Source organism: Bradyrhizobium zhengyangense (genome assembly GCF_022012435.1).
GTDB lineage: Bacteria > Pseudomonadota > Alphaproteobacteria > Rhizobiales > Xanthobacteraceae > Bradyrhizobium > Bradyrhizobium zhengyangense.
Window position 1 is genome coordinate 534,308 of the sequence record NZ_JAKLUA010000001.1, and the last position, 23,563, is coordinate 557,870.

22 protein-coding genes are annotated in these 23,563 nt (G+C 64.2%); 12 read left to right on the forward strand and 10 right to left on the reverse strand.

Annotated elements, in window-relative coordinates; genetic code table 11:
* Nucleotides 1-3: 3 nt before the first annotated feature.
* A complete protein-coding gene (locus L6637_RS02525; protein ID WP_237862444.1) occupies nt 4-654 on the forward strand; it encodes a 3-oxoacid CoA-transferase subunit B in 651 nt (216 codons plus the stop codon).
* A gap of 12 nt (nt 655-666) precedes the next feature.
* On the forward strand, nt 667-1,125 hold the full coding sequence (locus tag L6637_RS02530) for a MaoC family dehydratase (protein ID WP_237862445.1): 459 nt from the start codon (nt 667-669) through the stop codon (nt 1,123-1,125).
* 6 nt (nt 1,126-1,131) lie between these two features.
* On the opposite strand, the gene fabI is transcribed toward L6637_RS02530, so the two are convergent.
* The 4 genes from fabI to L6637_RS02550 are packed head-to-tail and all read right to left on the reverse strand — an operon-like array spanning nt 1,132 to nt 6,348.
* Complete coding sequence (fabI, locus tag L6637_RS02535; RefSeq protein WP_237869033.1) at nt 1,132-1,920, reverse strand: enoyl-ACP reductase FabI; 789 nt, start codon at nt 1,918-1,920, stop codon at nt 1,132-1,134.
* The gene (locus L6637_RS02540; RefSeq protein WP_237869035.1) at nt 1,917-3,131 is read right to left on the reverse strand and encodes an acetate/propionate family kinase; all 1,215 of its coding nucleotides are present in this window, start codon (nt 3,129-3,131) and stop codon (nt 1,917-1,919) included. The genes fabI and L6637_RS02540 overlap by 4 nt, the downstream gene beginning before the upstream one ends.
* A gap of 5 nt (nt 3,132-3,136) precedes the next feature.
* On the reverse strand, nt 3,137-4,096 hold the full coding sequence (locus L6637_RS02545; protein ID WP_237869036.1) for a phosphate acetyltransferase: 960 nt from the start codon (nt 4,094-4,096) through the stop codon (nt 3,137-3,139).
* A 29-nt stretch (nt 4,097-4,125) separates the two neighbouring features.
* Complete coding sequence (locus L6637_RS02550) at nt 4,126-6,348, reverse strand: DUF3141 domain-containing protein (protein ID WP_237869037.1); 2,223 nt, start codon at nt 6,346-6,348, stop codon at nt 4,126-4,128.
* A 179-nt stretch (nt 6,349-6,527) separates the two neighbouring features.
* On the opposite strand from L6637_RS02550, the gene L6637_RS02555 reads away from it, so the two are divergent.
* Nucleotides 6,528-6,674, forward strand: a complete 147-nt coding sequence (locus L6637_RS02555) for a hypothetical protein (protein WP_237862450.1) — start codon at nt 6,528-6,530, stop codon at nt 6,672-6,674.
* 188 nt (nt 6,675-6,862) lie between these two features.
* Here the strand turns inward: L6637_RS02555 and ntrC are convergent, their stop codons facing one another.
* The 3 genes from ntrC to dusB are packed head-to-tail and all read right to left on the reverse strand — an operon-like array spanning nt 6,863 to nt 10,482.
* Nucleotides 6,863-8,305: a nitrogen regulation protein NR(I) gene (ntrC, locus tag L6637_RS02560; RefSeq protein ID WP_237862451.1), complete on the reverse strand. Its 1,443-nt coding sequence runs from the start codon at nt 8,303-8,305 to the stop codon at nt 6,863-6,865.
* A gap of 9 nt (nt 8,306-8,314) precedes the next feature.
* Nucleotides 8,315-9,484 carry a two-component system sensor histidine kinase NtrB gene (locus L6637_RS02565; protein ID WP_237862452.1) on the reverse strand — a complete coding sequence of 390 codons (1,170 nt, stop codon included), beginning with the start codon at nt 9,482-9,484 and terminating at the stop codon, nt 8,315-8,317.
* Nucleotides 9,481-10,482, reverse strand: coding sequence for a tRNA dihydrouridine synthase DusB (dusB, locus tag L6637_RS02570; RefSeq protein ID WP_237869038.1), 1,002 nt, complete (start codon nt 10,480-10,482; stop codon nt 9,481-9,483). Before dusB ends, L6637_RS02565 begins: the two co-directional genes overlap by 4 nt.
* 282 nt (nt 10,483-10,764) lie before the next feature.
* Between dusB and L6637_RS02575 the strand changes: the two genes are divergently transcribed.
* The 8 genes from L6637_RS02575 to L6637_RS02610 all read left to right on the forward strand — a co-directional run bounded on the left by L6637_RS02575 (nt 10,765) and on the right by L6637_RS02610 (nt 18,484).
* Complete coding sequence (locus L6637_RS02575; protein WP_237869039.1) at nt 10,765-11,961, forward strand: bifunctional 2-C-methyl-D-erythritol 4-phosphate cytidylyltransferase/2-C-methyl-D-erythritol 2,4-cyclodiphosphate synthase; 1,197 nt, start codon at nt 10,765-10,767, stop codon at nt 11,959-11,961.
* A 3-nt stretch (nt 11,962-11,964) separates the two neighbouring features.
* The gene (locus L6637_RS02580) at nt 11,965-12,573 is read left to right on the forward strand and encodes a CinA family protein (protein WP_237862455.1); all 609 of its coding nucleotides are present in this window, start codon (nt 11,965-11,967) and stop codon (nt 12,571-12,573) included.
* A 776-nt stretch (nt 12,574-13,349) separates the two neighbouring features.
* A complete protein-coding gene (locus L6637_RS02585) occupies nt 13,350-14,057 on the forward strand; it encodes a c-type cytochrome (RefSeq protein ID WP_237862456.1) in 708 nt (235 codons plus the stop codon).
* 52 nt (nt 14,058-14,109) lie between these two features.
* On the forward strand, nt 14,110-15,318 hold the full coding sequence (locus L6637_RS02590) for a cytochrome c (protein ID WP_237869040.1): 1,209 nt from the start codon (nt 14,110-14,112) through the stop codon (nt 15,316-15,318).
* Nucleotides 15,319-15,326: 8 nt separating this feature from the next.
* Complete coding sequence (locus L6637_RS02595; RefSeq protein ID WP_211395848.1) at nt 15,327-15,503, forward strand: hypothetical protein; 177 nt, start codon at nt 15,327-15,329, stop codon at nt 15,501-15,503.
* A complete protein-coding gene (locus tag L6637_RS02600; protein WP_237862458.1) occupies nt 15,500-16,063 on the forward strand; it encodes a cupredoxin domain-containing protein in 564 nt (187 codons plus the stop codon). The genes L6637_RS02595 and L6637_RS02600 overlap by 4 nt, the downstream gene beginning before the upstream one ends.
* Nucleotides 16,050-17,669 (forward strand): b(o/a)3-type cytochrome-c oxidase subunit 1, encoded by a 1,620-nt coding sequence (locus tag L6637_RS02605; RefSeq protein ID WP_237869041.1) that lies wholly within the window; start codon nt 16,050-16,052, stop codon nt 17,667-17,669. The genes L6637_RS02600 and L6637_RS02605 overlap by 14 nt, the downstream gene beginning before the upstream one ends.
* A complete protein-coding gene (locus L6637_RS02610) occupies nt 17,669-18,484 on the forward strand; it encodes a c-type cytochrome (protein ID WP_237869042.1) in 816 nt (271 codons plus the stop codon). Before L6637_RS02605 ends, L6637_RS02610 begins: the two co-directional genes overlap by 1 nt.
* On the opposite strand, the gene L6637_RS02615 is transcribed toward L6637_RS02610, so the two are convergent.
* Both L6637_RS02615 and lipA read right to left on the reverse strand, forming a co-directional pair.
* Nucleotides 18,485-18,967 (reverse strand): type II toxin-antitoxin system RatA family toxin, encoded by a 483-nt coding sequence (locus L6637_RS02615; RefSeq protein WP_237862461.1) that lies wholly within the window; start codon nt 18,965-18,967, stop codon nt 18,485-18,487. It abuts the gene before it with no gap.
* Between the two features lie 6 nt (nt 18,968-18,973).
* On the reverse strand, nt 18,974-19,930 hold the full coding sequence (gene lipA / locus L6637_RS02620) for a lipoyl synthase (protein ID WP_237862462.1): 957 nt from the start codon (nt 19,928-19,930) through the stop codon (nt 18,974-18,976).
* 130 nt (nt 19,931-20,060) lie between these two features.
* Between lipA and L6637_RS02625 the strand changes: the two genes are divergently transcribed.
* Nucleotides 20,061-20,663, forward strand: coding sequence for a DNA-3-methyladenine glycosylase (locus L6637_RS02625; RefSeq protein ID WP_237862463.1), 603 nt, complete (start codon nt 20,061-20,063; stop codon nt 20,661-20,663).
* 2 nt (nt 20,664-20,665) lie between these two features.
* Here L6637_RS02625 and L6637_RS02630 read toward each other — a convergent pair whose 3' ends face one another.
* Entirely contained in the window at nt 20,666-23,542 is a 2,877-nt protein-coding gene (locus tag L6637_RS02630) for a valine--tRNA ligase (RefSeq protein WP_237862464.1), read from the reverse strand.
* Between the last annotated feature and the right edge of the window lie 21 nt (nt 23,543-23,563).

Consider the following 23,563-nt stretch of genomic DNA (forward strand, 5'->3'; position numbering starts at 1 on the left):
CACATGGACCCGCAGATCATCATCGCCCGGCGCGTCGCCAAGGAGCTGAGAAGCGGCAACCTCGTCAATCTCGGGATCGGAATCCCGACGCTGGTCGCAAATTACGTTCCAGCCGATCTCAAAGTGTTCTTCCAATCCGAGAACGGCTTGATCGGCACCGGCCCAATTCCGGAGCAAGGCCTGGAGCACCCGACGCTCACGGACGCTGGCGGCCGTCCGATCAGTGCGCTGCCGGGCGCTGCGACCTTCGACAGCGCGATGTCGTTTGGGCTGATCCGCGGCGGCCATGTCGATATCACCGTTCTCGGAGGCCTCCAGGTTGATGCGCACGGCCATCTCGCCAACTGGATGATCCCGGGCAAGATGGTGCCCGGCATGGGCGGCGCGATGGATCTCGTGACGGGCGCCAAGCGCGTCATCGTCGCCATGCAGCATGCGGCCAAGGGCAAGTCCAAGATTGTCGCCAAATGTACGCTGCCGCTGACCTCGGCGCGGCCCGTGAATCTGGTGGTCACCGACATGGCCGTGATCGGCTTTCCCGACGGCAAGGCAACACTGCTGGAAACCGCTCCCGGCGTCACCGTCGGCGAGGTCCTGGCGGTGACCGAAGCCGAGCTCGCGATCCCTCAATCCGTGCTGGAAATGAAGATCTGAGGAAGCCAGGCCATGCGGATATTCAGCGACTTCAACGACATCAAATCCGCCATTGGTATCGAGATCGGCGTCAGCGACTGGGTCGAGGTGTCGCAGGATCGTATCAACCAGTTCGCGGCCGCGACCTGCGACGAGCAGTGGATCCATGTCGATCAGGAGCGCGCCAGCAAGGAGATGCCTGGCGGCAAGACCATCGCCCACGGCCTGCTCTCGCTGGCGCTGGCGCCCCTCTTCATCCGCTCCGTGATCGGCCTGAAAGGTTTGCGCAACACGCTGAATTACGGCGCCGATCGCATCCGCTATCTGGCGCCGGTTCCGGCCGGCTCAAAGCTGCGCGGCCGCGTCACAGTCGCGGAGGCCGAGGACGTGCCGCCGGATGGCCTGCGCGTCAACTATCATCTCGTCATCGAGATCGAGGGCGGCAAGAAGCCCGCCTGCGTCGCCGAGCTCATTGCCTTGCATTATCGTTGAGCGCGCTCAATCGATGATGTGATAGCCGCCATCGATATACAGCACGCTGCCGGTGATCAGCTTGGCGCCGTCGAGCGCGAGGAAAGCGGTGGCATTGCCGACATCGTCGATGCTGACGAGACTACGCGACGGCGCCTTGGATTGCGCCTTGTCCATCAGCTCGTCGAATTCGGGAATGCCCGAGGCGGCACGGGTCGCAAGCGGCCCCGGCGAGATTGCGTGGACGCGGATGCCCTTCGGACCGAGTTCCGCTGCAACATAGCGGACGGAGGCTTCGAGCGCGGCTTTCGCCACGCCCATGATGTTGTAATTCTCGACGACCATCTGGCTGCCGTAATAGGTCATGGTGAACAGCGTGCCCCCGTTCTTCATCAGGGGTTCGGCGAGATGGGCCATCCGCAAGAACGACCAGCACGACACGTCCATGGTCTTGAGGAAGCCGTCGCGACCGACGTCGACGACGCGGCCGTGCAGCGCTTCCTTGGGTGAGAAGGCGATGGAATGGAGCAGGAAATCGAGCTGTCCCCATTCCGACGCGATGCGTTCGAACACCGCCTCGGTCTGGCCTTCAGCCATGACGTCGAGCGGCATGAAGATCGGGGCTTCCAGCGCCTGCGCCAGCGGCTCGACATGCTTCCTGGCGCGATCGTTGAGATAGGTCACGGCGAGATCCGCGCCGAGCGCGCGGAACGCCCGCGCGCATCCCCAGGCGATCGACTGGTCGTTGGCGATGCCGACGATCAGCCCCTTCTTTCCCTTGAGGGCCACCTTGCTGTCCGGAAATACGGGGATCATGACACCCTCTCAGGTCTAGCGTTGTGCGATTGTCCGTTCATCAGTAGCGACAGCGTGTGCTGGGCGATCATCAGCTCCTCGTCGGTCGGAACGACATAGACGGGGATGCGGCTGTCGGCATGGGAGATCAGCCGCGCGTGGCGGGCGTTCTCGCCTGCATCCAGCACTGCGCCGAGCCATTCGAGCCTGGCTGTAACGCGCGCGCGGATCGATTCCGAGTTCTCGCCGATACCGGCTGTGAACACGAAGGCATCGAGCCCTTGCAGGGCCGCAGCCAGCATTCCGGCGTTGAGGGCGATCCGGTAGACGAAATAGTCGATCGCGAGCCTTGCTTGCGGATCGTCGCTGGCCTCCAGCTCGCGCATGTCGTTGCTGATGCCGGAGAGGCCTTTCAGGCCGCATTCGCGGTAGAGGAAGTCCTGCACTTTCGAAGGCGGCATGCCCTTTTCGGAGATCAGATAAAGCAGCACGCCTGGATCGATTTGTCCGGGTCGCGTTCCCATCGGCAGGCCGTCCAGCGCCGTGAAGCCCATGGTGCTCTCGACGCTGCGGCCGTCCATGAGCGCGCACATCGAGGCCCCGCTGCCGAGATGGGCGACGATCACGCGCTGCTTCGCGATCGCGGGCGCGACGCCCGGCAGCGTTCGGGCGATGTACTCATAGGACAGGCCGTGGAATCCGTAGCGCCTGACGCCTTCGGCGTGGAGCTGATGCGGAATGGCATAGTGATCGGCGACGGCATCATGGTTGCGGTGAAAGGCCGTATCGAAGCACGCCACCTGCGGCAGCTTTGGGAAATTCGTCAGCAACGAGCGGATCGGTGCGAGATTGTGCGGCTGGTGCAGCGGCGCCAGAGAAACAAATCGTTCGAGGCGGGACACGACGCCATGGTCGATCAGGACCGGCCGCGAATAGTCCGGGCCGCCATGCACGACGCGGTGGCCGACCGCGATGGGCGTGACCTGGAGCTCGTTGCGCAGCCAGTCTCCGGCAACGGCCATTGCCGCCGGAACATCGGGCACCGCCTCGATCGGATAGGCGCGATCGGCCAGCGACTGCCCGCTGGCACCGCCGGCACGCAGGCGCGGCCGGCTGCCGATGCCGTCCATCTGCCCCTTGATCTGCCGGCGCAGCGTGCCCTCGCCTTCGATCGAATAGACCTGGAACTTGACACTCGAGGAGCCGGCATTGACGACGAGGATCGTGTCCATGGCGGTCACGCGGCGACTGTCGGCGCCTTCTGGCGCCGGGCGGATGCGTAAAGCGCTGCGACCGCGCAGGATGCCATGCGCGCGCGCGGCGAGTCCGCGCGCGAGGTCAGCACGACCGGCACCCGTGCGCCCAGCACGATGCCCGCGCCGTCGGCCTTGGCGAAATAAGCGAGATTCTTGGCCAGCATGTTGCCGGATTCGAGATCCGGAACCATCAGGATCTGGGCTCGTCCCGCGACCTCGGAGACGATGCCCTTGACCCGCGCCGCTTCCGGATCGATGGCGTTGTCGAACGCCAGCGGGCCGTCGAGCACGCCGCCGGTGATCTGGCCGCGATCGGCCATCTTGCAGAGGGCCGCGGCCTCGATCGTGGATGGGATCTTCGAGGTGACCGTTTCGACCGCCGACAGGATCGCAACCCGCGGCGTCTTGCCGAAGCCGGCCTGGTTGTAGAGATCGATCGCGTTCTGGATGATGTCGCGCTTGGCGTCGAGATCGGGGAAGATGTTGATCGCGGCATCCGTCACGAAAATCGTCTCGGCGTAAGCCGGCACGTCCATGACGAAAACATGGCTGATGCGCCGGTCGGTGCGAAGGCCGCCCGTCTTCGCCGTGACGGCGCGCATCAGCTCGTCCGTATGCAGGCTGCCCTTCATCAGCAGCTCGCCTCTGGCGGCATGGATCAGCTCGACCCCCTTGGCCGCCGCGTCGTCGCTGTGCGCGGCGTCGACGATCTCGAATCCTGAGACGTCGAGATCGAATTTTGCGGCCGTATCCCTGATCTTTTTCTCGGGCCCGACCAGGATCGGCCGGATGATGCCCACGCTGGCGCTGTCGATGGCGCCGCGGAGTGAGGTCTCGTCGCAGGGGTGCACGACGATGGTCGGTGTCGGGGGCACGGCCTGCGCCATCGCGATCAGCCGGTCGTACTTGCTGCCGGTCTTGTGCGTCGTATCGGCCGACATCGTGTCACTCCCGTTTCCGCCAATCCGCGCTACGACGCTCTTGCCTGCGAGTCGAAAGGGGCAACGTTCGACACCGCCTCGCCCTCCCCGTCCAGGCCGAACAGCCCGGCAACACGGCTCAAGCGATTGGCGCGCTCGCCGGTGATGTCCTCGCTCGCCGACAGTACCTCGCGCATCGCCGCGAAGGCCGCGCGCCGCTGGTTCATATCGGCAGGCAACAGACCCGGAATGGCCGCCAGCGCGCCCTCCCGATCCAGCAGCAGCATGAAGAACTGCTCGCGCACCAGCATCTTGAATTCGGACAACGTCACCCGGGGGCCGGCATGGTCGCGCCTGAGCTGACGCAGCGCCTCGATGCTGCGCTCGTCCACCATGCCGCGCGCGGAGCCGACATAGAGCAGCGCGCGGATGGAGGCTTCACGGAGACCACCCTCGCCGATCTTCGCCTTCAACTCCGCAACACGCTTCGCGAGCATGACGCGATGTTCGTCCGACATCTCGCGGCGGCGTGACGGCACGGAATTGGGATCGATGCCGACTACGGCCTGGAGCGCAGGTGAGCCATAAACGTTGAGGAAGATGGTCTCGCTGAGCGCCTCCTGGGTGTCGCGCCAGCTGTCGAGCGCGTGCACGATCTGCTTCGAGATCTGCTCCTGGAAGGCCAGGAACGGATTGTCCTTCGACACCGGCCTGCGCTTCTCCTCGACGCGATCGGCGACCGCTTTCACCGCAGACATCCAGGGATTCTGGCTGCTGAATGCCTCGTACTGCATCCGCAGCGGATGCATGTTGCGCGCCCAATCCGCCACCTGCGGTGTCACCATCTTCTTGATCCAGGGCTGCACGAACTTCTGATAGGCCGCCAGATTGAGCTCGGAGACGCGCTTGGCGGCCGCGAACCGCCGCTCGTCCTCGGGGGAATTGCCGCCCATGGCCCTGATGTCGTCGAGCGTTCGTGCCTCGCAGCGCATCACCCATTGCCCCGCCGCAAGATCGGCATTGAGCGTCTCGTTGCCCCTCGCCTCGAACGTCGCCTCGTAGAGCCCGGGCGGAAGCACGTCGATCAGGTCGATGTTGCTGGAGAACTCGGCATGCTCCTTCTTAGCGACGCCGCCGGACACGAAGATGCCGAGATGGCCGATGCTGTCGTGAACGGTGTAGACGATGGTCTGACCGTAGGCCCTGATCTCGTCGACATCGGCATAACAGTCGAGGATCCAGTCAAGCGCCTGCTGCGGCGGGGTGACGTTGTCGCCCTTGGAGCAGAACACCACGATCGGCGAGCGGATGTTGCGCAGATCGACTTTCTGGCCATCAGACATCTCGATGCGGCCGGCCGCGAGATTGTTGCCGATGAACAGCTCGTCGACGATGAACTGGATCTCTTCCGCATTGAGGTTGACGTGGCCGCCCCACCAGCGCTCGAAATCGAGATATCGCTCGGCCTCGCTGTCGACCTTGGAATAGACGTTGTACTGCTTCGTCCAGAGCGTGTTCGACGGGTTCTGGTTCTCGAAATTTTGCACCAGCCAGGCGCCGTCGAACTTGCCGGCGCCGAGATCACTGGCGAGCGCGGTAAGCCAGCTTCCGCCCAACAGGCCGCCCGAATAGCGCATCGGATATTTGCCGTGGACGCCGGCCCAATAGGCGAGCGGCGCGCCGGCGATGATCAGCGGCCCGAACAGTTCCGGCCGCAGCGATGCCAGGATCATGACCGCCCAGCCGGCCTGACAATTGCCGATGACGCAGGGCTTGCCGTCCGCGTCGGGATGACGGCTGATGACAGTTTCAAGAAACTTCGCTTCGGCCCGCGCGACGCGCTCGATCGTCTGGCCCGGCATGGGTTCGGGCAGGAACCCAATGAAATAGCAGGGATGCCCCGCCCTCATCGCGACGCCGATCTCGCTGTCCGCCTTGAAACCGCCGATGCCGGGACCATGGCCTGCGCGCGGATCGACCACGACGAATGGTCGCCGGGTCATGTCGATCGTGACATCCTTGGGTGGGATGATGCGCACCAGTGCGTAATTGACGGGCTCGTCCAGCTTGCGGCCGTCCGTGATCAATTCGGCAGCATATTGCAGCACATGCGGTGCCGTTTGCGCGACATGCTCGCGATATTGGTCGCCGCGCTGGCGCATGATGTCCAAAAACAGCACGCTGCGCTGTCCGGCATCGACCAGATACTCCACGGCCGAGGCGACCAGCCCCGACATGGGACCATCAGGCAGTTTCAGATCTTCCATCGCCATCTTCGACCTCATCGTCGTCGTGCAAGGTCATTCAAGGCGAGCCCCCATCGGCCTACGTTGACATAGGTCAACGGTGGGCGCCTTGCGCGCGCAGCCGCTACGCGGAACCCTGTGGGGAAAAGGTAAGAAGACCATGTCCGACGGCGGGAACAGATTCCGGCCCTTCCGGCTTAACCGGCATGGACAGGTTCTTTCTCGCAACGATGGTTTCGGCGGTGTTGCTGCTGATCGTGGCCTCTGACCTTCTGGTCAACGGGCCGAGCAGGCAGGACCAGACCGCGCAGATGGCCAACATCCAGCCGGTCGCAGCTCACTTGCTCAGGTAGGTGCGAGACTGCGCGCTGCGACGGGACGACCAATTCGAATGCTCCAACGGAACATTTCAGCCTTATCAGGACTTCTGATCTCCGCGCCTGCCACGAACGGCCAGCGCGATCCGGACAGGCTCAGCTCCGCTGTGGTAGGGGGAGCTGAGCCACCTCCGCGAAAACGTGTATAGCGTTTGTCGCGATGGCTAACCCCCGCTCCTGTAGACCTGGATATCGAGATCCCGGATCTTCTTCCGCAGCGTGTTGCGGTTGAGGCCGAGCAGATCGGCGGCGCGGATCTGGTTGCCGCGGGTGGCGGCCAGCGCAGCCGTCAGCAGCGGCACCTCGATCTCCTTGAGGATGCGGTGATAGAGGCCGGGCGGCGGCACGCCGTTCGGGAAACCCTGGAAGTGCGATGAGAGATAGGCCTCCACCGCGCCGCCAAGATTGTCGACACCTTGCTGGACGGCGGCACCCGGGCTGACAGAGGGCGGCGCCAGCTCGCCGTCGATGACGGATGCGGTGATCACGTCCTGCGGATAAAGCGCGGCAAGGCGTCGGGCGAGATTCTCCAGCTCGCGCACATTGCCGGGCCAGCGATGCTGCTTCATCCGCTCAAGCGCCAGCGCATCGAGCTTCTTCGGCGGCAAGCCGTCTTTCTCAGCGAGCGCGAAGAAGTGACGCACGAGATCCGGAAGATCCTCGATACGCTCGCGCAAGGGCGGCAGCCGCAGCGGCACGACGTTGAGGCGGAAGAAAAGGTCCTCGCGGAACAGCCCCTGCTGGATCAGCACACGCAGATCCTTGTTGGACGCAGCAACGATCCGCACGTCGGTCTTGATCGGGGTGCGGCCGCCGACGGTCGTGTATTCGCCCTGCTGAAGCACGCGCAGCAGGCGGGTCTGCGCCTCCATCGGCATGTCGCCGATCTCGTCGAGGAACAATGTGCCGCCCTCGGCCTGCTCGAACCGGCCGGACGCCCGCGTGTTGGCGCCCGTGAAGGCGCCGCGCTCGTGGCCGAACAGCTCGGATTCAATGAGGTCACGCGGGATCGCCGCCATGTTGACCGCGACGAACGGACCGTTGCGACGCTTGCCGTAATCGTGCAGCGCGCGCGCCACCAGCTCCTTACCGGTGCCTGACTCGCCCGTGATCATCACGGTAAGGTCGGTCTGCATCAGGCGCGCGAGAACGCGGTAGATTTCCTGCATCGCCGGCGAGCGGCCGACCAGCGGGATAGCCTCCATCTCGGCGTCATCGTCGGGCGTCGCGACCCGCTCCTTCGGCTCGGCGAGCGCACGGCCGACGATCGCGATCAGCTCCTTCAGGTCGAAGGGCTTAGGCAGATATTCATAGGCGCCGCGCTCGGAGGCGCGGATCGCCGTCATGAACGTGTTTTGCGCGCTCATGACGATGACGGGCAAATTCGGCCGCATCTTCTTGATCCGCGGCAACAGGTCGAAGGCGTTTTCGTCCGGCATCACCACATCGGTGATGACGAGATCGCCCTCCCCCTGGCTGACCCAGCGCCATAGCGTCGCGGCGTTGCCGGTCAGCCTGACTTCATACCCGGCCCGGGAAAGTGCCTGGTTGAGAACCGTGCGGATGGCGGTGTCGTCATCAGCTACGAGAATGCTACCTGCGGGCATCGTTAATCCTCATTTTGCCCCCTGTGATGCAGACGACGACTTCCCGGCAGAGCCGTCGCGACTGCTGTGATCTGCGTGTTTGACCGATGTCGAGTACATCGGCATCAGCACGCGGAAGGTGGTCTTGCGCGGCTGAGACTCGCATTCGATGATGCCCCCGTGATCGCCGACGATCTTCGCGACCAGAGCAAGACCGAGGCCAGAGCCGGTCTGCTTGGTGGTCACGAACGGGTCGAACAGGTTGGGCAGAAGATCGTCCGGCACGCCCGGTCCATTGTCCTTCACGCAGAATTCGAGCGGCAGGGATACCCGGGATTTTTGACCGGGGACTGACAGGCGCACGCCCGGGCGGAACGCGGTGGTGAGCTGGATCTCGGCGTCAGGCACGTCGATCAGCGCTTCGGCGGCATTCTTCACCAGATTGAGGAACACCTGGATCAGCTGGTCCTGGTTGGCCAGCACTGGAGGCAGCGAGGGATCATAGTCTTCGATGAAGCGGATGTTGCGGGCAAAGCCCGACTGCGCCAGCCGCTTCACGTGGTCGAGTACGGAATGGATGTTGACGGGGCCGCGCACCACGGGGCGCTCGTCGCCAAAAACCTCCATGCGGTCGACCAGCGTCACGATGCGGTCGGCCTCATCGCAGATCAGGCGGGTCAGCATGCGGTCTTCGGACGACGCCTGCTGCTCCAGGAGCTGCGCCGCGCCGCGGATGCCCGAGAGCGGATTCTTGATCTCATGCGCAAGCATCGCTGCTAGCGCTATCACCGAGCGCGCAGCGCTGCGGTGGGTGAGCTGGCGATCCATCTTGTCGGCGATGGAGCGCTCCTGGAGCATCACCACGATATGGCCAGGGCGCTCGGTGAGCGGGGCGACATGAAGATCGACCTGGCGGTCGCCGCCCATGCGCGGCGTGCCCAGATCGACCTTGTATTCGTTGACCGGCGAGTTCGACGAGCGCACCTGGTCGATCAGCGCCAGCAAGGGGCTGCCAAACGGCACCAGCTCTTTCAGCGACTGCCGCTTCAGGAACTGCGTCGAGATTTCGAAGAACGCTTCGGTCGCAATATTGGCGGCGACGATCTTGCCGTCCGGCCCGATCATCAGCACGGGATTGGGCAAGGCATCGAGAATTGCCTCGCTGTCGGCCGGTTTGCGATGGTCAGCGGCTGAGCTCATGCAGCGGCGCTCCATGCAAAATCGTCGAAGGCATCCTGCAACGACCGGTGGACGAGGCCCGGATCCTCGGATGTCAAAATCTTCTGGCGCCAGGCCTTCAACGTCTCGACCGACACGCCGCTGGCTTCGGCCGCAACATCGAGCGCCCAGCCAAGATGTTTGCGCGCATGCTTGAGGCCGACACGCAAGCCATAGAGTGCGCAAACGCCCTCATAAAGCGTGCGGACATAATGCAGCTGCGTCGCGAGCGAGGGCGCGGCTTCGGCCGCCCCACCCTTCAACCGCCGCCCGATCTCGCCCGGCAGCCAGGGCTGGCCGTTGGCGCCGCGACCGATCATCACGGCATCGGCGCCGGAGGCCTCGAGCGCCGCGAGCGCTTTCTCGTAAGACGTGATGTCGCCATTGACGACGAGCGGAATGGAGATCGCCTCGCGTACCGCGCGGATCGCATCCCAATCGGCCTCGCCCTTATAGAACTGGCAACGGGTGCGGCCGTGAACAGTGACAAGCTTGATGCCGGCGGCTTCCGCGCGACGGGCCAGCTCAGGCGCGTTGCGGGTGCGATCGTCCCAGCCGAGCCGCATCTTCAGCGTCACCGGCACTTTCACCGCTGATATCGTCGCTTCGATCAGGCCGACGGCGTGATCGAGGTCGCGCATCAGGGCCGAGCCCGACTGGCCGCCGGTGACGTGGCGGGCCGGACAGCCCATATTGATATCGATGATGTCGGCGCCTTCGGCTTCGGCGATCCGGGCGCCCTCGGCCATCCAATGCGCCTCGCAGCCGGCGAGCTGGACCATATGGGGCCCAACACCGGTCGCTTCGCAGCGCAACCGCGACATGCGGTGACCATTGGCGAGCTCGTCACTGGCCGTCATTTCGGAGACGACCAGGCCAGCCCCAAGCTCGGCGGCCAGACGGCGGACGGGTGAGTCCGTCACTCCCGACATCGGTGCCAGGAAGACCGGATTGGCGATTTCAATATCGCCTATTTTCAATGGCTTAGAGCCTGATACTGCCGAGCCGGTCACAGGGGTCTCGTTGCGTGGACGGCGCCTCATCGCGCCTGCCATGATCTATCTTGCGCACAATTCTTGTGCAGTCAAGCGTCATGCCTACAGTTTAGACAGTTCTGCAGATCTTTCAAGTGCAGTGCAGCAAAATGCTGAATCCCACAATCCGGGGAAACCCCCTTTTTTTGCGGGCCTGCCGTGCTAGAGGCATGCTGGCAGTCACCTCACTCCCCGACTCCCCCCTTAGCAGTTGAATATTTGAGTCCTATGGCGAAATCACAGCGCACCGCAGTCGTTCTCGTCGCGGCCGGACGTGGCCTGCGCGCAGGCGCCGGTGGCCCCAAGCAATATCGCGAGATAGGCGGCGTGCCCGTGATCTACCGCGCCATGGAGGCGTTCAGCACCCATCCCGATGTGTTCGCCGTGCAGCCGGTAGTGAACCCGGACGACAGCGCCATGTTCACGGCAGCGGTCGCAGGCCTCAAGCACGAGGCACCGGCCAATGGCGGCGCGACGCGCCAGGCCTCGGTGCTGTCAGGCCTCGAAGCGCTTGCGAAGCACAAGCCCGACATCGTCCTGATTCATGACGCCGCACGGCCCTTTGTCTCTTCGGGCGTGATCTCGCGCGCGATCGAGGCGGCCAGCCGCACGGGCGCTGCGATCCCAGTCGTCCCCGTCACTGACACGATCAAGGTGACGAGTGCGAACGGTGACGTCGAGGACACACCTGATAGGGCGTCCTTGCGAGTCGCGCAGACGCCGCAATCCTTTCGTTTCGATGTCATCCTCGAGGCGCATCGTCGCGCGGCCAAGGACGGGCGATCTGATTTCACCGATGACGCTGCGATCGCCGAATGGGCGGGATTGACGGTTGCGACCTTTGAAGGCGATGTTGCCAATATGAAGCTCACCACTCCCGAAGATTTCGTGCGCGAGGAAGCGCGCCTGGCCAGCCTGCTCGGTGATATCAGAACCGGCACGGGCTACGACGTGCACGCCTTCGGCGAAGGCGACCATCTGATGCTCTGCGGCGTGCGTGTACCGCATACGAAAGGCTTCCTGGCGCATTCCGACGGTGACGTCGGCCTGCATGCCCTGGTCGATGCGATCCTCGGCGCGCTCGCCGATGGCGACATTGGTTCGCACTTCCCGCCGAGCGATGCGAAGTGGAAGGGTGCCTCCTCCGACCAGTTCCTGAAATACGCCATCGAGCGCGTCACGGCGCGCGGCGGCCGCATCGCCAATCTCGAGGTCACCATGATCTGCGAGCGGCCGAAGATCGGCCCCCTGCGCGATGCCATGCGCGCGCGCATCGCCGAGATCTCCGGCGTCGACATCTCCCGTGTCGCGGTGAAGGCGACCACCAGCGAGCGGCTCGGCTTCACCGGCCGCGAGGAAGGCATCGCGGCTACCGCGAGCGCCACCATCCGCCTGCCATTTAACGAAAAGACTTGGAGCGTCTAGGTCATGGGCGGCAGCGACGCACGCGCCCTCTCCCGCTCGCTGCTCGATTTGTGCCGGATGCGCAAGCTGACGATCGCGACCGCCGAGTCCTGTACCGGCGGCCTTGTGGCCGGTGCGTTGACCGACATCCCCGGCTCGTCCGACGTCATTGACCGCGGCTTCGTCACCTATTCCAACGACGCCAAGCGCGCGATGCTCGGCGTCGAGGCAAGCACGCTCACCAATTTCGGCGCGGTCAGCAAGGAGACCGCGACCGCCATGGCAGTCGGAGCGCTCGAGCGCGCGGATGTCGACCTTGCCGTTGCGATCACGGGCATCGCGGGCCCTGGCGGCGCCACGCCGGGCAAGCCGGTCGGCCTCGTCCATTTCGCCGCTGCGGCGCGCGACGGCCGCATCATCCACCGCGAGCAACGTTTTGGCGCGATCGGGCGCACCGCGGTGCGCCAGCGCTCGGTGGTCGAAGCCCTGCGCATGCTGATGGAGCTCGCCCGCGGCCCGCAAGCTGCCGCCAAGCCGCAACGCGCCGCCGCGAGCCGCCTGCGTCCCCGCGTCACGCGCACGCCGCGCCGGCATGCGACAAAGCGCAGGCCGCCACGGTCGCCGCGGGGTTGAGCGCTCTCTCGGCTTTCGTAAGGGTGGGTCAGCCTCGCGGCTGCGCGAAGCGCTAACCGCGAGGCGCAACCGACCGACCGGAGAGATACCAACCGCCGGCCAGCGGCTTAATCGCATAGATGGGGTCGACCTGACATCCGGGAATCGATCGAGACGGGTTCGACGCTCAAGGCAGGTTCGATCCTTGCGAGGTTCGCTCGATCCGAGGGATGACAGGAAGCTTTTGCTCGATTGCCTTCGCGAGCACGGTTCCCGTGGTACGACCGAGCTCCTTCGCGATCATTGTGATTGGCTTGGTCCCTGCAAGCTTCCTGAGCCGATCGAGGTCGTCGTCGCTCCACGATTGCTTCCAACGCGCCATGTCTCCTGGTCCTGCTACGTAAGCCCTGCGCCCGACTCGGATTGTAATTGCATCTCTCACGAATGCAGCTGATGCGGGTGTGTCGCCCACGGCAAGGGGCGTTCCGTCAGTCCAAAGCGTTTTGGCACAAATTGCACTTGTCACTCCAAATGTGCGCAGTTGATGAGCCGCCTCTGACATCAGAGGGTGAAGAAATGAAACAAGGCTCGGGCAAGACATGCAGCGAGGATGCGGCGACATGCGTTCTTGTCAAAACGCACACAATTTTGTTCGAAACGATCGCGAAGCGCGATGCAGCGGCGCGACCGAACGTCATCGCCCTATTGCGAACTTGCGCGGAAAAATATTGCCGCAATAATGCTGCCCTACGTTGTGATCCGGAATCAACCGGATCAGCATTCTGGAGGGCGACAAAGTGTTCGCTCGCGCCACGGCCTTAGCCGTACTTGTCGCCACTTTGGCCGCCTTTGATGGTGCGGCCGCGCAAACGGCGAGCCTGCCGCCCGATACGATGGCGGCGCGGGTCGAGGCCTGTACGCCCTGCCACGGCAACAAAGGCGAAGGCACCAGCGATGTCTATTTCCCGCGCCTCGCCGGCAAGCCCGCGGGCTATCTCTACAATCAACTCCTCGCCTTCAAGAGTGGCCGGCGGAAGTACCCGCCGATGAATTACCTGCTGGAATTCCTCACCGATCCGTACTTGCAGCAAATGGCGGAGTATTTCGCCGATCAGCATCCGCCTTTGCCGCCCGTCGCAGCCAACGATGCGAGCCAGGAGGTGCTGCAGCGCGGTCAGCTCCTGGTGTCGCGTGGTGACCCTCAGCGCCAGATACCGGCTTGCGGGAGCTGCCACGGACCGGCCTTGACCGGAATGGAGCCGGGAATTCCGGGCCTGCTCGGACTGCGGCCGAACTACATCAGCGCGCAATTAGGGGCGTGGCGCTACGGCACCCGCACCGCGAAGGCCCCGGACTGCATGCAGCAGGTCGCTGCCCGGCTGACAGAGGAGGACGTCACGGCAGTCGCGGCATGGCTTGCAAGCCGTCAGGCCCCGGTGAACCTTGCTCCGGTGCCCAAGGGCACCTACGTGCTGCCATTCGCCTGCGGCAGTGAAGGGGATTGAGGAGATGGGGATGCATTGGTGCTCACCAATCCTTGGCACGTGGCTGTTGCTCATGGCCGGTTCGACCGTGGAGGCGCAGCAGGTCGAGCCCGCCGGCACCAAACTCGTCGCGCGCGGCGAATATCTGGCGCGCGCCGGCGATTGCATTGCCTGCCACACTGCGCCGGAGGGCCGAACCTTCGCCGGCGGGCGCGCCATGCCAACACCGTTCGGGACTCTGTATTCGTCCAACATTACGCCGGACCGGGAGACCGGGATTGGCAAATGGACCGCGGAGGACTTTTACAAGTCGATGCATTACGGCCGCTTTCCCGACGGTGGACTGATGTATCCGGCAATGCCTTTCGCGTCCTACACCAAGGTCACACGCGCCGACACCGACGCGATTTTCGCCTATTTGAAGTCGATCCCGCCGGTGAACCAGCGAAACCGCGAGCACGATCTGCGCTTCCCCTATGACAATCGCCAGCTCATCCTCGGCTGGCGCACGCTGTTCTTTAGTGAGGGCGAGTTCAAGCCCGATCCGAGCAAATCGGCCGAGTGGAACCGCGGCGCCTATCTGGTCGAGGGCCTCGGCCATTGCGGCATGTGCCATTCGCCGATCAACGCGCTTGGCGGCACGTCGCAGTCCGACGCCTTCAAGGGCGGTCTGATTCCCATGCAGAACTGGTACGCGCCCTCGCTCACCTCCAACCGCGAGGCGGGCCTCGGCGACTGGAGCATCAAGGACATCACCGATCTGCTCCAGACAGGCGTCTCCGCGCGCGGCGTGGTTTACGGGCCGATGGCCGAGGTCGTGCACAACAGCCTGCAATATCTCAATGACGAAGACACCAAGGCGATGGCGGTCTACCTCAAGGGCATCGCGGAAGGCTCGTCACCGCCGCCCGCAAGCTCCGTTCTGCCCAACACCGAGAGCAGCCTGCTGATCAGCCTCGGCAAGACCGTCTACGACAAGAATTGCGCGAGCTGTCACGGCACGCAGGGCGAAGGCAAGCCGCCACACTGGCCGCCGCTCGCCAACAATCAGTCGATCGAGATGCAGTCGGCGGTCAACCCGATCCGCATGGTGCTCAACGGCGGCTATCCGCCGGGTACCAAGGGCAACCCGATGCCCTATGGCATGCCGCCCTTCGCGGGCCTCCTCTCCGACAACGAGGTCGCCGCCGTCGTCTCCTACATCCGCACCGCCTGGGGCAATCGTGGCTCGCCGGTCTCGGCGCGCGAGGCCAACGAGCTGCGCTCCGCGCCTTTGAATTGAGATCCGCCATGTTCAATTCCGATCCTCCAACCAGCCCAGCAGCCGCCGATCAGGCCGTCGAGGAAGTCGTTGCCCAGGGGCCTTCAGGGGCGATTGTGCTGGCCGGCATCGCCACGGCCTGCGTGGTCGCGATGTGGCTCGCGTTCTATCTGTTCGTCTTCCTGCCGCGCGGGTCGCTGCAATGAGCACAGGGCAAGCCCACGGCAGCGTCGAGGTCGCGGCGCGCGTCGAGCGGCGCTGGGCCACGATTGCCGTGATCATCATCGTGGGCATGGCGTTGCTCGCGGCTTTCGCCGGCATCCATCGTGCGACCATGCCGCAGCCGCGGGTCGAGACCACCGATCCCTCGCGCATCCATCTCTCGGGCGAGTTCGTCGAGAGCAATCTCGGCAGCGTGCTGGAAGCCAACGGCAATGTCACCGTGCGCGCGATCGGCCAGCAATATTCCTTCACGCCGGCCTGCATCGTGGTGCCCGTCGATACGCCGATCACGCTGCGCGCGACCAGCGCCGACGTCGTGCACGGCATCCTGGTCCAGGGCACCAACGTCAACACCATGCTGGTGCCGGGCTACATCTCCGAGCAGCTGATGCGCTTTACGAAGACCGGCGACTATCTGATGCCCTGCCAGGAGTTCTGCTCCTTCGGCCATGAAGGCATGTGGGGCAAGATCAAGGTGATCGACAAGACTGACTTCGCAAATCGCGCGAAGGCCGGCGGGAGGCTGAGCTGTGTTGGTCAATAGGAAGCTCATTCTCGCCCATTTCTGGCTGGCGTTTGCGGTGTTCGGCGTCGCGCTGACGCTTGGCGCCTGGCAGATGTTCATTCGTAGCCCGCTCGGCACCTGGCTCTCCAACCCCGAACTCTATTACCGCTCGCTGACCGCGCACGGCACTGTCATGGGCTACGTGTTCCCGACGCTGGTCGCGATGGGATTTGGCTATGCCATCAGCGAGTCCGCGCTGGAGCAGCGCCTGGTCGGCGTGCGCTGGGCCTGGACCGGATTCTGGCTGATCGTCGCCGGCAGCATCATGGCGGTGATCCCGATCGCGCTCGGGCGCGCCTCCGTGCTCTACACGTTCTATCCGCCGCTGATCGGCAACATCTTCTACTACCTCGGGGTCGTGCTGGTCGTGGTCGGCTCCTGGATCTGGGTCGCGCTGATGTCGATTAACTTGCGCATCTGGCGCAAGGCCCATCCTGGGGCGCCGGTGCCGCTCGCGATGTTCGCCAATGTCGCCGGCTCCTATCTCTGGGCCTGGACCGCGGTCGGCGCAGCGCTCGAGTTGCTGCTCCAGATCATTCCCGTCGCCGCGGGGCTAAAGAACACCATCGATGCGGGGCTTGCCCGGGTGTTCTTCTCCTGGACGCTCCACGCCATCGTCTATTTCTGGCTGATGCCGACCTACATCGCCTATTACACGATCGTGCCGCGCGCAATCGGCGGCCGGGTCTACTCGGACAGCATGGCGCGGATCTCCTTCATCCTGTTCCTGGTGGTGGCCATGCCCATCGGCATGCACCACACCTTCGCCGATCCGCAAGTCGGCGCCGGCTTCAAGTTCATCCATTCGGCTTTCACCGCGCTCGTGGCGCTGCCGACGTTGCTCACGGTGTTCACGATCTGCGCCTCGGTCGAGATCGCGGCGCGGCTTCGCGGTGGCCGCGGCCTGTTCGGCTGGCTCAGGGCCCTGCCCTGGGACAACCCGATGATGCTGGCGTTGGCGTTCTCGTTCGTCATGCTCGGCTTTGGCGGCGCCGGCGGGCTCATCAACATGAGCTATCAGCTCGATGCGTCCATCCACAACACCCAGTGGATCACCGGTCATTTCCACCTGATCTTCGGCGGCGCCATCGTCATCATGTATTTTGCGATCGCCTATGATCTATGGCCGCATCTGACCGGACGCGAACTGATCGATGTCCGTCTTATCCGCACCCAGCTGTGGCTGTGGTTCATCGGCATGGTCGTCACCACCTTCCCGTGGCACTGGGTCGGCATTTTGGGCATGCCGCGCCGCATGGCCTATTTCGACTTCGCCGATCCCGCGATCGCGCCGCAGGCGCTTTCGGTGATATTCTCCGCGATCGGCGGCTTCGTCCTGCTGACCTCGGGGATCATGTTCATTGTCATCCTAGCGCGCGGCATGCGTGCGCCTCAGGTCGACGCCGGCGCCTATCGCTTTGCGGTCGCCGTGCACCAGCCGGCAACCGTGCCCGTTGCACTCAACACCCATGCGCTGTGGGTGGCATTGATGATCGCGCTCACCATCACCAACTACGGCTATCCGATCCTCAACCTCGCGACCACGGGGACATCGGTGCCAGCCGTCTATGTGGGAGCGCAGTGATGAGCGCCCGCGACCTTTTCTCCCTCAACAATCCTCATTTCACGCGGGGCGTCGGCATCATTGCCGCAATCCTGATTGTGACCGCGATTGCCGGCTTTATCGTGCTGCCCTTTGCCCAGCCCTGGATCCAGTTCGCCAATGTCTGGGACGCGATCTGTAGCGCCGCAGGCGTGGTACAACGGACCGCGACCGTCGCAGCGCCCGAAGAGACAAAACGTCTGTCCGATGTCGTCCTGACCTCGCATACGCTGTCGCGTCCAAGCCAGGAAGCGATCGGCCGCGGTGCGACGCTGGCGCAGCGCTGTGCCATCTGTCACGGTCCGACCGGCATTAGCCGCGCAGACTCGCCGAACCTCGCCGGCCAATATGCCGCCGTGATCTACAAGGAGCTGCACGATTTCCGCTCCGGTGCGCGCAGCAATGCCGTGATGTCGCCGTTTGCCGTCAACCTGACCGACGATGAAATCGCCGACCTCTCAAACTATTATGCTTATTTGCCACGGCTTCCGGCCTATCACCCGACGCCGCAACTACCGAAGCCCAACATCGTCATCTTTGGTGCGCCGCTGCGCGGCATCGCACCCTGCGGCGCCTGCCATGGCAGCCTCGACAACAAGACCGGCAGCCCGTGGCTGGAAGGACAGTCCGAGGCCTACATGAAAGCTCAGCTCCAGGCGTTTGCCGAAGGCGAGCGCCGCAATGACATCAGCCAGCAGATGCGCAACATCGCCCGCGCGATGACGCCTCAGGAGATTGATGCTGCCGCAGCGTATTACGCCTCGCAGCCGCCGGATGTCGTCAAAGCCGTGGATTGATCAGGACGACGCCAGCTTCGGCCGGCCGTAGATCGCATCCGCCCGCTTTTCGAACGCGGTTGAAAACCGCGCAAACGCCGCGTCGAACATCGAGCCCATCAGCATCGCCAGCATGCGGCTCTTGAATTCATAGGCGAGGAAGAAGCCGACGTCGCAGAATTCATTGCCGTCCTGCTGGCCTCTCGCCTCGAACGTCCAGCGATTTTCGAGATTACTGAAGGGACCTTGCAGATATTCGACCAGGATCTTCAGATTCGCGCGGTCGAGCGTCACGCGGCTGGTGAAGGATTCCTTGACCAGCTTGAACGACACAGTCATGTCGGCGACCAGCACCTCGGTGCCGTCGGGCTTCGCCATCCGCTGGCGGATTTTCAGCGCGCTGCACAGCGGCACGAATTCCGGGTAACGCTCGACGTCGGCGACCAGATCAAACATCTCGGGTGCGCTGTGATTGACACGGCGCTTGCTCGAAAATTTGGGCATATCGGTTCAGCGCGCGGTCGCGGCCCGAGCGGCCTTCAGTCTCGCAAAGTCCTCGCCGGCGTGATGCGACGAGCGTGTCAGCGGGCTCGCCGACACCATCAGGAAGCCCTTGGTGTAGGCGACCTTCTCGTAAGAACTGAACTCGTCCGGCGGCACGTAGCGCATCACGGCGTGGTGCTTGCGGGTCGGCTGGAGATATTGCCCGATGGTCAGGAAATCGACGTCGGCCGAGCGCAGATCGTCCATCACCTGCTGCACCTCGTGGCGCTCCTCGCCGAGGCCGACCATGATGCCTGATTTGGTGAAGATGGTGGGATCGAGCTCCTTGACCCGCTGCAGCAGCCGGATCGAGTGGAAGTAGCGCGCACCGGGCCGCACCGTGAGATAGCGCGACGGCACGGTCTCGAGATTGTGGTTGAATACGTCGGGCCGCGCGGCGACGACGACTTCGAGCGCTCCCTCCTTGCGCAAAAAGTCCGGCGTCAGGATCTCGATGGTGGTCGAGGGACAGGCGGCGCGGATGGCGCGGATGGTCTGGGCAAAATGCTCGGCTCCGCCATCGGCGAGATCGTCGCGGTCGACCGAGGTGATGACGACGTGGGCGAGACCCAGCTTGGCGACAGCCTCTGCGACGTTCTGCGGCTCGGCCGTATCCAGCGCGTTGGGCAGGCCGGTCTTGACGTTGCAGAAGGCGCAGGCGCGGGTGCAGGTGTCGCCCATGATCATGAAGGTCGCGTGCTTCTTGTCCCAGCACTCGCCGATGTTCGGGCAGCCGGCCTCCTCGCACACCGTGTGCAGGCCGTTGGCACGCACGATGTTGCGGGTGTCGGCATAGCCGCGGGTGTTGGGCGCGCGCACGCGAATCCAGTCCGGCTTCGGCGGCGAAGCGGAATCAGGGCGGTTCACCTTTTCGGGGTGGCGCGGGCGCAGCGGGTTCGTGATGGTATCGACAATAACGACCATGATCTGTCCGGTCTGTTCAGGTCCTACCTAGTCGGTCTGGCTGCCTGCCGCAACCCGGCTCGCGCCGCTTCAGGGAACATGGCAGATATGGGCAATATCCTGCTCTGTTCTCAGGCGATTCTCACCTCGAATGGCTCCAGTCTCGAAGACTTCCACACCCCGGCTCGGCAAAGCCCTGAAGCGCGGCTTTTTCGACCGCGACGTCCGCGAGGTCGCTCACGACCTGATCGGGGCCACCATGCTGGTCGACGGCGTCGGCGGGATCATCGTCGAGGTCGAGGCCTATCATCATACCGAGCCGGCGGCGCACTCCTACAATGGCCCGACGCCGCGGAACCAGATCATGTTCGGTCCGCCCGGCTTTGCTTATGTCTACCGCTCCTACGGCATCCACTGGTGCGTCAACTTCGTCTGCGAGGCCGCAGGCTCGGCCAGCGCCGTGCTGATCCGTGCGCTGGAGCCGACCCATGGCCTCGCCGCAATGCGCCGACGGCGCCATCTCCAGGAGGTGCACGCACTGTGCTCGGGTCCGGGCAAGCTGACCGAGGCGCTCGGCATCACCATCGCGCACAACACCCTGCCCTTGGACCGGCCGCCGATCGCGCTGCATGCGCGGACGGAGGATCTCGAGGTCGCAACTGGCATCCGGATCGGCATCACCAAGGCGGTCGAGCTACCCTGGCGCTATGGCGTCAAGGGCTCGAAATTCCTCAGCAAGCCGTTTCCGAAATAGGCCTACGACGCCTGCTTCAGCCGCTCCAGCGCCTCGAGCAGCTTGGCCTTGCGGGCCAGCGCCGCCTCGCGCTTTTCGCGCTCTTCCTCGACGACCTCTTCGGCCGCGTTGGCGACGAACTTCTCGTTGGCGAGCTTGGACTCGGCACGCTTGATGTCGGCGTCGGCCTTGCCGATTTCCTTGTCGAGGCGTGCACGCTCGGCGGCGAAATCGACCACGCCCTTCAGCGGCAGCGCCGCGACCTCGCCGCGCACGAGGAGTTGAACCGCTCCGTCAGGCGCGCGATCGGCGAAGGAGATGTCCGACAGCCGCGCCATGCGCTTGATGACGTCGGTCCAGCGTGGCGCACGTTCCCTGGTCTCGGCCGAGGCCCCCGCGAGCACGAGGGCCGTCAGCGTCGCCGGTGCAATATTCATCTCGGCGCGCACCGAGCGGATCTGCGTGATCAGGTCGATCACCCAGCCGATCTCCGCCTCCGCCTTGGGATCGGTGAAGTCGGCGTGGTCGAAGATCGGCATCACGAACGCCGGCGAGACCAGCGGATCGGTCGGCCCGGCTGCAGCCGCGAGCATCGCAAGCTGCTCCGGTGTCGGCTCAGCCCGCTTCAGCGGCCATGGTGCCAGCGCGAGCAGGCCATCGCGCTTGGCCGTTACCTCCCACAGCTCTTCGGTGATGAAGGGCATGAAGGGGTGCAGCAGCTTCAGGATCTCGTCGCGCGCCCAGGCGACCATGGCGCGGGTCTCGTCCTTGGCGGGGCTATCGGGACCGAGCAGGACGGGCTTGGCGAGTTCAACATACCAATCGCAATAGACGTTCCAGACGAAGCGGTAGATCGCGCCGGCGGCATCGTTGAAGCGATAGGCCTCGATGGCTTCGGTCACCTCGCGCGTGGTGTGCGCGCTTTCATGGGCGATCCAGCGGTTCAGCGTTTCCTTGGCCTTGGCCGGCTCGAAACCTTCGGGCACGGCGCAATGGTTCATCTCGGCGAAGCGCGAGGCGTTCCAGAGCTTGGTCGCGAAATTGCGGTAGCCTTCGACGCGGCTGGTGGCGAGCTTGATGTCGCGCCCTTGCGCGGCCATCGCAGCCAACGTGAAGCGCAACGCGTCGGCGCCATATTCGTCGATCAGGTTGAGGGGATCGATGACGTTGCCTTTGGACTTCGACATCTTGGCGCCCTTCTCGTCGCGGACGAGGGCGTGGATGTAGATCGTCGAGAACGGGATCTCCTTCATGAAGTGAAGGCCCATCATCATCATTCGGGCGACCCAGAAGAAGATGATGTCGAAGCCGGTCACCAGCGCGTTGGTCGGGTAGTAGCGCTGCACCTCGGGCGCATCTTCAGGCCAGCCGAGCGTCGAGAACGGCCACAGCGCTGAGGAGAACCAGGTGTCGAGCACGTCCTCATCGCGCGTGATGAAGCCTTCGCGCTTGTTGCGGTCGAGCGCCATTTCGCGGCCCTGTTCGACCGTGATGACTTCCTGCTCGACATAATAGCCGAGCGCATGGCTGATCGCCTCCTCCTCGGTCTCTGCGACGAACACCTTGCCGTCTGGGCCGTACCAAGCCGGGATCTGATGGCCCCACCAGAGCTGGCGCGAAATGCACCAGGGCTGGATGTTCTCCATCCACTCGTAATAGGTCTTCTCCCAATTCTTCGGCACGAAGGTCGTCTCGCCCGAACGCACCGCCGCAATCGCAGGCTTTGCCAGCGTTTTGGCGTCGACATACCACTGATCGGTGAGATACGGCTCGATCACGCTGTTGGACCGATCACCGTGCGGGACCATGTGGGTGTGCGGCTCGATGCGCTCGACGAAGCCGAACGATTCCAGCCGCTCGACGATGCGCTTGCGCGCCGCGAAGCGGTCGACCTTGTTGAACTCCTCGGCGAATTGCGCGGCGCCTTCCGGCAGGCCTTTCAGATAATCCTCGTTGTCGACGAGGTCGAGGCATCCTTCCTTGTCCAGCACGCTGATGCGGCGCAGGCCGTGGCGATTGCCGACCTCGAAATCGTTGAAGTCGTGCGCCGGCGTCACCTTCACCGCGCCCGAGCCCTTTTCCGGATCGGAATATTCGTCGGCGACGATCCTGATCTTGCGGCCGACCAGCGGCAGGACCACGTTCTTGCCGATCAGCTTCTGATAGCGCTCGTCCTCGGGATGCACGGCTACGCCGGTATCGCCGAGCATGGTCTCGGGCCGCGTGGTGGCAACCACGATGAAGGTCGAGCGATCCTCCGGATCGAAGGTCTTGCCCTCGATCGGATAGCGCAGGTACCAAAGGTGACCCTTCACCTCGGTCTGCTGCACTTCGAGATCGGAGATCGCGGTGAGCAGCTTGGTGTCCCAGTTCACCAGCCGCTTGTCCTTGTAGATTAGGCCGTCGCGGTGCAGTTCAACGAACACCTTGATGACGGCCTTGGACAGGCCCTCGTCCATAGTGAAGCGCTCGCGCGACCAGTCGCAGGAGGCGCCGAGACGCTTGAGCTGGTTGATGATGGTGTCGCCGCTCTCGGCCTTCCACTGCCAGACCCGCTCCAGGAACTTCTCGCGACCCATCTCGCGGCGCCCGGGCTGCTGGCGCTCCATCAGCTGCCGCTCGACCACCATCTGGGTGGCGATGCCGGCATGGTCGGTACCGGGCTGCCACAGCACGTCGCGGCCGCGCATGCGCTCGAACCGGCACAGGATGTCCTGGAGCGTGTTGTTGAGGGCGTGGCCCATGTGCAGCGAGCCCGTCACGTTCGGCGGCGGGATCACGATGGTAAAGGGCACTGCGTCGCGGCGGTCGGGACGGCCAGCCTTGAAGGCAAGGCTGTCCTCCCACACCACGGACATGCGAGCTTCGATATCGGCGGGCTGGTAATTTTTCTCGATCATGGGGCTGCTAGAAAGCCGCGC